Origin of the sequence: Amycolatopsis rhizosphaerae, assembly GCF_007713715.1 — a bacterium.
GTDB classification, from domain to species: domain Bacteria; phylum Actinomycetota; class Actinomycetes; order Mycobacteriales; family Pseudonocardiaceae; genus Amycolatopsis_E; species Amycolatopsis_E rhizosphaerae.
The window spans coordinates 1-11523 of sequence record NZ_VJWX01000216.1; the positions used below are offsets into that span (position 1 = coordinate 1).

Annotated in this window: 10 protein-coding genes, 1 rRNA gene and 1 pseudogene; 4 read left to right on the forward strand and 8 right to left on the reverse strand. The window is 65.8% G+C overall.

From position 1 onward, the window contains the following. Positions 1–152: 152 nt before the first annotated feature. Positions 153–524, reverse strand: a complete 372-nt coding sequence (locus FNH05_RS20780) for a VOC family protein (RefSeq protein WP_144590379.1) — start codon at positions 522–524, stop codon at positions 153–155. Between the two features lie 34 nt (positions 525–558). Next, positions 559–1347: a type I methionyl aminopeptidase gene (gene map, locus FNH05_RS20785; RefSeq protein WP_144590380.1), complete on the reverse strand. Its 789-nt coding sequence runs from the start codon at positions 1345–1347 to the stop codon at positions 559–561. 118 nt (positions 1348–1465) lie between these two features. On the opposite strand from map, the gene FNH05_RS20790 reads away from it, so the two are divergent. After that, positions 1466–2461 (forward strand): hypothetical protein, encoded by a 996-nt coding sequence (locus FNH05_RS20790; protein ID WP_186382655.1) that lies wholly within the window; start codon positions 1466–1468, stop codon positions 2459–2461. Here FNH05_RS20790 and FNH05_RS20795 read toward each other — a convergent pair. Then, positions 2391–2876, reverse strand: a complete 486-nt coding sequence (locus FNH05_RS20795) for an RDD family protein (RefSeq protein WP_144590381.1) — start codon at positions 2874–2876, stop codon at positions 2391–2393. The genes FNH05_RS20790 and FNH05_RS20795 overlap by 71 nt on opposite strands. A gap of 173 nt (positions 2877–3049) precedes the next feature. On the opposite strand from FNH05_RS20795, the gene glnA reads away from it, so the two are divergent. Continuing rightward, on the forward strand, positions 3050–4474 hold the full coding sequence (gene glnA, locus FNH05_RS20800) for a type I glutamate--ammonia ligase (protein WP_144590382.1): 1425 nt from the start codon (positions 3050–3052) through the stop codon (positions 4472–4474). Positions 4475–4618: 144 nt separating this feature from the next. Here the strand turns inward: glnA and FNH05_RS20805 are convergent, their stop codons facing one another. Continuing rightward, positions 4619–6202: a plasmid pRiA4b ORF-3 family protein gene (locus FNH05_RS20805; protein WP_246127862.1), complete on the reverse strand. Its 1584-nt coding sequence runs from the start codon at positions 6200–6202 to the stop codon at positions 4619–4621. Between the two features lie 147 nt (positions 6203–6349). Here FNH05_RS20805 and FNH05_RS40055 point away from each other — a divergent pair. Both FNH05_RS40055 and FNH05_RS40060 read left to right on the forward strand, forming a co-directional pair. Next, positions 6350–6640, forward strand: a pseudogene (locus tag FNH05_RS40055) (Wadjet anti-phage system protein JetD domain-containing protein); the annotation flags it as partial. Positions 6641–6689: 49 nt separating this feature from the next. Next, entirely contained in the window at positions 6690–7085 is a 396-nt protein-coding gene (locus FNH05_RS40060; protein WP_425458470.1) for a Wadjet anti-phage system protein JetD domain-containing protein, read from the forward strand. Here FNH05_RS40060 and FNH05_RS20820 read toward each other — a convergent pair. The 4 genes from FNH05_RS20820 to rrf all read right to left on the reverse strand — a co-directional run bounded on the left by FNH05_RS20820 (position 6979) and on the right by rrf (position 11515). After that, positions 6979–7413, reverse strand: a complete 435-nt coding sequence (locus FNH05_RS20820; RefSeq protein ID WP_144590384.1) for an acyl-CoA thioesterase — start codon at positions 7411–7413, stop codon at positions 6979–6981. The genes FNH05_RS40060 and FNH05_RS20820 overlap by 107 nt on opposite strands. A gap of 42 nt (positions 7414–7455) precedes the next feature. Then, a complete protein-coding gene (locus FNH05_RS20825; RefSeq protein WP_144590385.1) occupies positions 7456–10434 on the reverse strand; it encodes a bifunctional [glutamine synthetase] adenylyltransferase/[glutamine synthetase]-adenylyl-L-tyrosine phosphorylase in 2979 nt (992 codons plus the stop codon). 112 nt (positions 10435–10546) lie between these two features. Next, entirely contained in the window at positions 10547–11302 is a 756-nt protein-coding gene (locus FNH05_RS20830) for a type 1 glutamine amidotransferase (protein ID WP_144590386.1), read from the reverse strand. Positions 11303–11398: 96 nt separating this feature from the next. Beyond that, positions 11399–11515 (reverse strand): 5S ribosomal RNA (gene rrf / locus FNH05_RS20835). Positions 11516–11523 lie beyond the last annotated feature (8 nt).

An 11523-nucleotide genomic window follows, 5' to 3' on the forward strand; every position in this document is an offset into this window, starting at 1 on the left:
ACGCTGGGGCATCAGCCCGGTTGGGCTGCCATGAGCACACGGCGAAGCTTGGTGAGCATTCAGAGCAACTGGGATGCTCGGCTTCGGAATGTCGTGAGGCGGCGGCCCCGTATGAGGGCGTGCGCCGAGTTGGTGTGATGCCCGGCCGATGCTCAGCTCAGGCGGCTTCGCAGGAGGCAGAATTCGTTGCCTTCGGGGTCGGCCAGGACATGCCAGGACTCCTCGCCGGTCTGACCGATGTCAGCCGGGCGCGCCCCGAGCTTCAGAAGGCGTTCCAGTTCGGCGTCCTGATCGCGGTCGGTGGCGTTGACGTCGAAGTGCAGCCGCAACTGGCCCACCTTGGGCTCGGTAGTCGGAATGAGGCACAGGGTCGGCTGCAATCCACCGAACCCTTCCTGTGGCCCGATCTCCACCGCGCCGTCGTCGGTGTCGAGCACGATGAAGCCCAGCACCTCACACCAGAACGCCGCCAGCCGTTGCGGGTCCAGTGAAGGGATCACCAGTTCGGAAATTCGAGAAGCCATGATCGGGACCCTATGCAGCTCAACCGCAGAATCATCACGCTTTAGGGGGTTGCTCCGCGTCGCGCCGGGTGAGTACCAAAGGGGCGTCCTCGGTGATGGCGATCGTGTGCTCGGAGTGGGCCGTGCGTGAGCCGTCGGCCGACCGGATGGTCCAGCCGTCGGTGTCATAGACGATCCGGTCGGTCGTGCGGGCGAACCAGGGTTCGAGCGCGAGGGTCAGGCCCGGCCGAAGTTTCAGGCCGCGGCCTGCCCTGCCCTTGTTGGAAACGTGAAGGTCCTCGTGCATGGTGCGGCCGATGCCGTGCCCGCCGAACTCGGTGTTGACGGGATAGCCGTAGTCACAGGCCACCGCCCAGATCGCCGCCGAGATGTCACCCAGGCGGTTGCCCGGACGGGCCACCTCGATCGCCGCCTCCAACGCTTCCTCGGTGGCACGGATGATCCGCAGATCCTCCTCGGCAGCAGTCCCGACGACGATAGTGCGCGCCGAATCGGCCACCCAGCCATCGATGCCGACCGCGAGATCCGCGCTGAGCACGTCCCCGTCGCGCAATGTGTAGTCGTGGGGCAAGCCGTGCAGGACGGCGTCATTGACCGAGAGGCAGATGACGTTGCGGAACGGGCCCTTACCGAAGGACGGAGCGTAGTCCCAATAGCACGACTCCGCCCCGCGCCGTTTGATCATGCCGCGCACGTGGTGCTCCAGGTCCAGGAGGTTGACGCCCAAGTCGGCGAGCCTGCCGACCTCGGAGAGCACCTCCGCGACGAAACGCCCGGCCACGTGCATGCGTTCGATCTCCGCAGGCGTCTTCAGTTCAATCACGAATACCTCGCGTCAGCCGGTGTTGGTATAGTTATACCGGTACCCTAGCACGCGTCGGTATAGTAATACCAGTCCTGTTGAACCCGGAAATGTCGGTGGGTAGTTGCAGGATGACAGTGTGCCATCGAAGCAGTTCTCGCCCGATCACGAAGCGCTGATCGCGTTGTTCCCGGAAGGCGTCGCGCCCCGGGCAACGCTGGTCGCGCTCGGCCTGTCGCATTCGACGATCTCTGCACGCTGCCGCCCCGGCAGGGTCTGGCAGCGACCGATCCCCGGCGTGATCGTGCTCAGCAGTGGCCCGCTGAGCAGAGCACAACTGCACCGCGCCGCCCTGGTGCACGCCGGCCCACGAGCCATGATCACAGGGATCGAGGCGGCGAGGTTGCATGGCCTGACCCGCCTCCCGCCGGGGGAGGCGGTGCACGTACTGATACCGCACACGAGTGGAGTGAGCTCGTGGGGCTTCGCGACCGTCGAACGAACGGTCCATCTCCCTGATCCCGTCGTAATCGAGCGGGTCCCGGTCGCTCCGCTGGCCCGCGCCCTCTTCGACGCGGCGCGTCGCATGACCGATCTTCCCGCGGTCCGCGCCATGATCAAGGAGGCCGTCGGCCGCGGCCTGTGCGATCCGCGGGATCTGCACCGCGAGATCGAGTTGGGTTCCACGATCGGCTCGGCTCTTCCCCGCCGTGTGGTGCACGAGATCCACGCAGCGGTCCGCTCTGCCTCCGAAGCCTGGGCTCGAGAAATACTCCGGCGCAGCGGGCTGCCGGAACCGGAATGGCAGGTCGAACTGGAAGATCAGGACGGCGTGTTCCTCGGCCACGCCGACGCCTACTGGGCCGAGGTCGGCCTGCTCTGGCGAATCACGTGGGCGGAGTTCCGTCTCGACGACCATGGGCCTGATCCGGCACCGGCAAGGGCCGGGGCAATCGTGGTGGAAACCCTGCCCTCTCAGCTGCGTGACAACCCGCTCAAGGTGATCGAGCAACTACGAAAAGCGTACGAAACGGCGGCTGGGCGTCCCCCGCCGCCGATCAGGATCAGCGGAAACGGACGACGGCCGTTCCGGTCAGCCGGTCCAGCCAGCTCCGCCCGTCGGCGTTGCGAATGATTGCCGGAACGACGAGGAAGGTCAGGACCGCGCGCACGATCGCCCGCCACGGGCCGACCAGTGAAACACCGTCCAGCCTGCCCACCCTGATCCCGGTCACAGCCATACCGGGTGTGAAGCCGAAGAAGGCGACCGGTACCGCCGTGATCACGGCCCACGCCGCCACCGACCACAGGTTGTACGTCTGCATGGCCGCCGTGTCCTGCAGATTCGGCCGCAGGAACAAGGAGGTCACCAGCGAAGCCAGCACCAGATCGATCACCAGCGCAAGCAGCCGGGACCCGCCACCGGCCACGGAGCCGGAGCCCTTCTCGGGTAACCCCAATCGCTCACCGCGCCAACGCGGTGGCTCTACGTCGTCGGTCGCCAAGCCGGTCGAAGAGCCCGACAACCACTCACCGGTCCATCTCGCCACTCATCCAGGGTATGCGGTTGGCCCGAAAGCTGCTCTCGCCGGTCTACCGGCCAAAAACGAGTCGCCCGTTAACCTGCGCGAAACATACGGGTGACGGTCGGGCAACACCACCCTCTTAGCGTGAGCCGAAGAGAGTACTGCCCCCGGCGGTAAAAACGAAGGAGTTACAGAGGGTGTCCACTACACCAGACGATATCCAGCGTCTCATCGCCGATGAGAACGTGCAGTTTGTCGATGTCAGGTTCTGTGATCTGCCGGGCGTCATGCAGCACTTCACCGTCCCCGCGAAGGCCTTCGACGAGGAGGCGTTCAACGAGGGACTGGCCTTCGACGGCTCTTCGGTGCGTGGCTTCCAGTCGATCCACGAGTCGGACATGCTTCTGCTGCCCGACCCGGACACGGCTCGGATCGACCCGTTCCGCAAGGAGAAGACTCTCTCGATCAACTTCTTCGTGCACGACCCCTTCACCCGTGAGGCCTACAGCCGGGACCCGCGCAACATCGCCCGCAAGGCCGAGCAGTACATCGCCGAGTCCGGCGTAGCCGACACCGTGTTCTTCGGTCCGGAAGCCGAGTTCTACCTCTTCGACTCGATCCGGTTCGGTTCCTCCGAGAACGCCACCTTCCACGAGATCGACTCGGTCGAAGGCTGGTGGAACACCGGCCGCGAGGAAGAGGGCGGCAACCGCGGGTACAAGACCCGCTTCAAGGGCGGCTACTTCCCGGTCCCGCCGGTCGACCACTTCGCCGACCTGCGTGACGAGATCAGCAAGAACCTGCAGGGCTCCGGTTTCGAGATCGAGCGCGCGCACCACGAGGTGGGCACCGCCGGCCAGACCGAGATCAACTACAAGTTCAACACGCTGCTGCACGCCGCCGACGACCTGCAGCTGTTCAAGTACATCGTGAAGAACACCGCCTGGAACGCGGGCAAGACCGCGACCTTCATGCCGAAGCCGCTGTTCGGCGACAACGGCTCGGGCATGCACTGCCACCAGTCGCTGTGGAAGGACGGCGTGCCGCTGTTCTACGACGAGTCCGGTTACGCCGGCCTGTCGGACATGGCGCGCCACTACATCGGCGGCATCCTCGCGCACGCGCCGAGCCTGCTGGCCTTCACCAACCCGACCGTGAACTCGTTCCACCGTCTGGTTCCGGGCTTCGAGGCTCCGGTCAGCCTGGTCTACTCGCAGCGTAACCGCTCGGCCTGTGTCCGTATCCCGATCACCGGCACGAACGCGAAGGCCAAGCGCATCGAGTTCCGCTGCCCGGACTCCTCGGGCAACCCGTACCTGGCGTTCGCGGCCATGATGATGGCGGGCCTGGATGGCATCAAGAACAAGATCGAGCCGGCCGACCCGATCGACAAGGACCTCTACGAGCTGCCGCCCGAGGAGGCCAAGGACGTCAAGCTCGTCCCGTCCGACCTGGGCACCGTTCTCGACAACCTGGAAGCCGACCACGACTTCCTCACCGAGGGTGGCGTGTTCACCCCGGACGTGATCGAGACCTGGATCGCCTTCAAGCGGGAGAACGAGATCGACCCGCTGCGCCTTCGGCCGCACCCGTACGAGTTCGCGCTGTACTACGACGTGTGATCCACAACCAGGTCTGACCCGATAAAACAACGGATTTCAGACGCGAAGTCAATGGCCCGCCAGCAGCCTGCTGGCGGGCCATCGCGTTGAAGAGCCAAAGTTGCCGGCTTCAAGCCTCCCCCGGTCCCAACGCGGGTCACCGCCCTACTCACACATTCGGGTCAGATCGGGCCGGTCCACGCCACCCCACCCGGTGGGCCGGGTGAGCGGCCCGAATTTTCTGTCGAGATAGGCCAGGTACCCGGCCTGGAGCCAGGCTTCGACGGTGCCCGGCCAGAAATCCAGATCGGCGAAGGACACCAGTTCGTCCGTGCCGTTTCCCCGGCACCGGGCACGAAGCTCGAGCGTGGCCTCGTCCTCGGTCAGCCCATCGACGATGACGGGTGCGCCCAGCAACATGGCGGGAACCGGGAAGGAGATCTCCTCCTCCAGCGCGCTCCGGAACGCGGTCATTTCCTCCGCTTCGCCTTGGGCGTCGGCCAGAATGGCTTCGACGTCGTTGCGTAGTTGTCTCGCATCCTTAAGGGACTCCCATTGGCCGAGCCGGGCGTTGATGTCGGTCTGGTCGAACGGGGTCCAGGCCGGCTCGTCTTCGCCGCAGTGCTCGGCACAGTCTTCGCCACAGCTTTCACCACGGTCTTCGACCGGCACGTCGCCGCGACCCGCCACGCAAACCGGGTAGCCGATGGCAGGATCCGGCTCGACCAGTCTCTCCAGCTTGATGTCGTGGTACCAGTCGTCGCCGAAGTCGTAGACGTAGGAGATCGACCTCCGTCCCCGGTCGAACACCCCCGCCAGCGTGGTCTCTTCCTCGTCGTACGGCATGTTGAAGTACGGGTCACCGTATTGGCGCTGGCCGACGGTGAACGCGTGCAAATGATCATCGTCCCAGGCGAAGGCGATCTGGATGATCGCGTGCAGATCCCCGAGCGTGGCCGAAGCCGGCACGAGCACCCTTCGCCAAGGCGCCGGTCGCATCCGCGACAAGGTGATCTTGAGCTGACATATCCCGCCGCTTTCAGCAGGCGCGCCAGGGGCAGCGAGCAACTCCACGCCGCGAGAGTCGAGGATCTGCAGCCCCCGACGGCCAAGCGGACTGATCCGCCATTGACCGCTTTCCCCGGTCACGGCGCCGAAAGCGGCCAATAACTCGAGAACCACCTCGGCCGGGCGCCGCTCCCCGAAACCGCGATTGAAGGTGCGATACAGGGCGTAACCCCCGTTGATGATCGCCCCGTGGATCGCCGTCAGCAGTTCGGCGCCGACCGGCGCGGGCTCAGCGGCCAGCAGCGTCAGGGCCAGCTTCCCGATCCTCAGGGCCTCCGCCCCGTCCCCGTCATCGTTGAACGTGTCGGCGAGCACTGCCGCCAACGCTCTCGCCCACCTGTCGAGCACGTCATCGTCGGCGGCGCACCCCCACCCGGACAGTGCCGGGCCTGTTACTGCCCGATCCCGCGTAATCTCCAGCAACCCGGCGCCCACCGCCGCTGTCCACGGACGATGGAGGCTCGGCACATCGGCCGCGGTACGCACCTGCCGCGGTACCGCGACGCCCAGGACGCGACCGGCCTCGGGAACATCAGATCGACGCAATACCTTCTTGGCCGTCACCGGCCGCCCCTCGCCGAGCCATTCGGCCAGAGTCGAGGCGTGCCGCAATGCCTGGCACTCCCGAGCCTCGGCGGCAAGAGCACGATTGTCCTTCCGGTACTGGTAATCCAAATCCACTAGGGCAATATAGTCACCACGTAGGAACCGTGGTTGCCGCTATGAACACGTGCTCCGGCATGCCGGAAACTGGTCAAGCCTGGTCGACAGCGTACTGTGAATCGAAACGCACGCGCGCCCCAACATGTACCTACGGACGTGCCCGGCGTGGACACCACGAGGCCGTCATCGGATCTCGCCGGGCGCTACCGGTTCCGGAGCAAGCCCGCATACGTGCGGTTCCGCCATCTCCAACAGCACGGCACCCGCTTCACTGAACTGGCTGTTCAGGTTTCCGAACTCGCGGATATGCCGCTTGAGGCGCGGACGGTGTTCGTCGTCGAAAACGAAATCACCTACCTGGCCTTCCCGCCCGTAGAAGACGCCGTCGTGCTCTTCGGCGGGGGCTATGCCGTGGCCCGCTTGGCGCCGCTCTGGTGGCTAGCGGACAAGAACCTGGTGTACTGGGGCAGATATCGACACCCACGGCTTCGCCATCCTCAACCGGCTGCGCCGCTCCTTCGCCCATACCCGTTCACTGCTGATGGACCGAGCGACGCTCCTGGCACACGAAAGTCAGTGGGTGCGCGATCCGAACTCACGAACGAACACCTCGAGATGCTGCTGCCACACGAAGCCGCGCTCTACACGGACCTCGTCGAGGACCCCCTCGGCCCCGCTATTCGCCCCGAACAGGACCGCGTCTCGTACGGAGCCATCGAAAAGACCATCCGCGCCCCACTCCCGCCGGCGGATTAGAGCAAGGGATGTTTGCTACGGATGTCGCGTCGCCCGGCCTACTCGGCGGTCGACAGCACTGACAGGTCGAACCCCGCACGCAGGAAACGTCCGCGCGGGTCGTCGACGAGTTTGCGGCGTTCGAGATCCATCAGGCCGAGCGTGACAGTGAGATCCGCCGAGACCGTCCCGTCGAGCTTGACGATCTCCTGAACCATCTGGAACGTTTTGCCGCTACCGAACTTGGTATCGCAAGTCACCTCGACGACATCGCCCATCCGAAGTTCTCGCCGGTAGTTGATGGTGGATGCCAGCAGCACGGGGGAGATGTTTTCGCTCTGGAAGAGGGGCGAGCCTCCCGATGCCTTCTCGATCGCCTCGATCCGCGCGACCTCGGCGTACGAGTGATAGACGGCGTGGTTGAGATGGCCGAGGGGATCCAGCTCGTAGAGCCGCACCTTGATCTGCATGCGGAACGGTTCGCGCTCAGTCACTCATCCACTGTAGAGGCGCATCCACCGATACCAGCTGTGACATCAATCCTCGTAGAAAACTCGCTCGACGATGGCATGGGCCCGGCGGGTCGTCCGCCGGTAGAAATCCAGGAACTCGCCGGGGTCGGTCTCCTCGCCGTAGCCCATGATGCGGGCGACCGCGGCCAGGGGACGCCCACTCGACGGCACCTGATCGACTGCCTTGCCTCGAACCAGCATGGACGCGTTTCGCACATGGGTCGCCAGCAACCAAGCCTCGGTCAGTGAGGCCGCGTCCTCCGCGTCGACGTATCCGGACTCCGCCAGTACGGCAAGCGCCGCCGGGGTCGAAGTCGTCCGCAACTCGGGCACTGCGTGCGCATGCCGCAACTGGAGCAGCTGGACAGTCCACTCGACGTCGGCCAACCCGCCTCGGCCCAGTTTGGTGTGGAGAGTGGGATCGGCTCCCTTGGGCATGCGCTCGTCCTGCACGCGCGCCTTCATCCGACGCACTTCCCGCACCCGTGCCGGATCGAGGCCCTGGTCCGGATAGCGGATCGGATCCACCATGGCGAGGAATCGGGTTCCCAGTTCCTCGTCACCGGCCACGAAACGCGCCCGGAGCAGAGCCTGCGCCTCCCACACCTGGCTCCACCGCGCGTAGTAGGCACGGTAGGAATCAAGCGTGCGGACCAGAGGTCCGCCCCTCCCCTCGGGCCGGAGGTCGGCATCGACGTGCAACGGCGGATCGGCGCTCGGCGCGCCGAGCATCTCCTGCACGGTCTTCGCCACGATCAACGCGAAACGCACGGCCTCCTCGTCGCCGGCTCCGTCGTTGGCCTCGCAGACGAACAGCACGTCCGCATCCGATCCGTACCCCAACTCGGCGCCCCCAAGACGCCCCATCCCGATCACAGCGATCTTCGCCGGAGCGGTGCCGGTCTCGGCGGTACGCTTCCGGAGTGCAGCGGCAAGGGCACCCTGCAGCACCGCGACCCAGACGGTGGACAGTGCCTCGCACACGGCGCGGACGTCGAGCAGCCCCAGCAGGTCGGCAGCGGCCACGCGCAGCATCTCGTGCCGCCGTAACGACCGGGCGGCGGCGACGGCGGCTTTCAGCCCTGGCTGGCGCCGGACCGCGGCACGCAGCGACTTCGCCACCTCCTCGGGCTCACGGCCGGCCAGTGCGGCCGGATCCCCGAGCAGTTGCAGCACTTCAGGCGCCCGGACCAGAAGATCCGGCACGAGTCTGGCGGTGCCGAGCAGGCAGGCAAGCCGCTCGACGACGGCTCCTTCGTCCCGGAGGACGCGGAGGTACCACGGAGTGTCTTCCAGTGCTTCGGACACCTTGCGGTACGCGAGAAGACCGCCATCCGGATCCGGCGTGTCGGCCAACAGGTCGAGCAACACCGGAAGGAGTGTGTGCTGGATCGAGGCCCGCCGCGAAACCCCGGCAGTGAGGGCCTTGATGTGTTGCAACGCCCCGTCAGGCGCCGCATAGCCGAGTGCGGCAAGCCTCGTGGCGGCCTGTTTTGTGGTGAGGCGCAATGCTTCCGAAGGCACGCTCGCAACCGATTGCAGCAGCGGACGGTAGAAGAGCTTTTCGTGGAGCCGCCGGATCCGCTGGGCATGCCGGCGGAAGTCGGCCACGAGTACCTCGCCCTCGCTTCTCCCTCGTTCCGCCTTGATCCCGATCGCCCTGGCCAAGACGCGCAACTCGGCGGTCTCGTGGTGGTCCGGGAACAGGTGGGTACGGCGCAGCCGCCGAAGTTGGAGCCGGTGTTCGACGGTGCGTAGGAACTCGTAGGAGATTTCGAGCTCCGCCGCGTCGGCCCGGCCGACGTAACCTCGGGCGCCGAGTGCGTTCAGCGCCTCCATGGTGGATGGCGAGCGCAGCTCCGGATCGGCTCGGCCGTGAACCAGCTGCAACAGTTGCACGGCGAACTCGACGTCCCGCAGCCCGCCGCGGCCGAGCTTGAGCTCACGATCGGCCAGTTCTGACGGCACGTGTTTCTCCACGCGCCGGCGCATCTGCTGGACGTCGGCGACGAAGTTCTCTCGTTCCGCCGCCGTCCAAACCAGCGAGTCCACCATCTCGGCATACTGGCGGCCGAGTTCGGGGTCGCCTGCGACGGGTCGGGCCTTCAGCAGCGCCTGGAACTCCCAGGTACGGGCCCATTTCCGGTAGTAAGCGGTATGCCCCTCAAGGGTTCGCACCAGCGCCCCGGCCTTGCCCTCGGGACGCAATGCGGCGTCGACCTCGAAACAGGCCTTGCCCACGACGCGCATCACGGTGCTGGCGAGCCTGGTGGCGAGCGGGAGATCACCTTCGCCGACGAAGACGACGTCGACATCGCTGACGTAGTTCAGCTCGTGCCCACCGCATTTGCCCATCGCGATCACGGCCAGGCGCGCGGTGTCCGGGTCGGTGACCTTCAGCTCCGCATGCGCGACGGCCAGGCCGGTGGTCAGTGCCGCCTCGGCGAGAGCCGTGAGCTTATCGGTGATTTCGGTGTAGGACGGACGTTCCAACCCGCTTTCGACGAGGTGCCCGAGGTCTGCTGCGGCGATCTCCAGCAGCACGCCTCGGTAGGCCATCCGCAAGGCCTGTTCGGCGGCGCCGTGCGTCAGCGTCGTGCCTGCATCCTGGACCGACCTGAGAAGAATATCGACATAGCGCTCTTTCTTCGTTCCCTTGTCCCGCGCAAGGCGTCGCCATTCGTGCGGGCAACCGACCAGGAAATCCGCGAGTGCGCTCGATGTCCCGAAGACTCCGATCAGACGGCCACGCAGCGACGGGTCTTCGCGCAAACCTTCCGCCAGTTTCCGCCAACCGGTCTCATCGGCCTCGCGAAGGCGATCAAGACCGCGGAGGGCAAGATCGGGGTCGGCGGACCGGGACAGGGTAGTGAGGACCTCGATACAGGCCGGTTCGGGCCCACCGTCGCCCCACCAGCCCAGAGAACGGAGCTGCGCTTCGGCGCGATCGTCGGTCAAGCCGTACCGTGCGGGGGACGCCGCTCCCCGTACTTGCTCTGCCATCAGCCTCCACCGTAGCCTGCCCGCCGCCCCTCCCCCGGCCACAACTCGGCAGCAAGGGATGTTTGCTTCGGATGGGCCGGAGTAAACATCCCTTGCTTCGCCTCCTGGGCGGTCAGGTGAGGGGGAGATGGCGGGGTTTTGCTGCGGCGGGCTGGAGAGCGCCTGCGGCGAGTCGGACGAACCTGGCGGCGAAGGGCTGCCAGGTTTCGGCCAGGTCTGCGTGGGCCTGCGCCAGTGTGGCGGCCTCGAATGCACCAGGTTTCGCAGCCGACATCATGTCCGGAACGTCCTTCGCCCAGGCCTGGACGACTTCGGCGGTGGTCTCGATGTGGAACTGGACGCCATAGGCGCATCGTCCGATGCGAAACGCCTGATTCGGATAGCGGGGAGCTGAAGCCAAGAGGACGGCGTTGCCCGGCAAGCGGGTGATGACGTCTTCGTGGAAATGGAAGACGTCGGGCATCAATGGCAGTTCAGCGAACAACGGGTCGGTCCAGGCGGCGTCCTTCTTCGCGACCAAGCTCGCACCGACTTCCGGGCCGTGCACCCCTTTCTCCACCTGCCCACCAGCGGCGATGGCCAGAAGCTGAGCCCCGAGGCAGATACCCAGTGTGGGGAGGGTTTGAAGCAGCGCGGTGTCGAGAAGTCGACGGACAGGCACCAGCCATGGGTGCGCCAGATCGTCATCGGCGCTCATGCCTCCGCCCAGACAGACGAGACCCTGATATCCGTCGAGGTCGTCGGGCAACGAACTGGTAGAGGGCAGCCGAATGTCGAGTTCGGCGCCGGCGTCGATGAGCCAGTCGCCGAGGGGACCGATCGGATCGGTCTGATCGGGTTGGATGATCAGCAGGCGAGGCGTGGTCACGTCGCCAGGATACGGGCGTGAATGCAGAAAACCCCAGGGTCTGGGAGATCCCTTGCGGGTTCTCGACCAGAGCCCTGGGGCTTCCTGTCAATGAGTGTTCGGCGGTGTCCTACTCTCCCACACCCCTTCGAGTGCAGTACCATCGGCGCTGGTGGGCTTAGCTTCCGGGTTCGGAATGGGACCGGGCGTTTCCCCACCGCCATGACCACCGAAACATTATG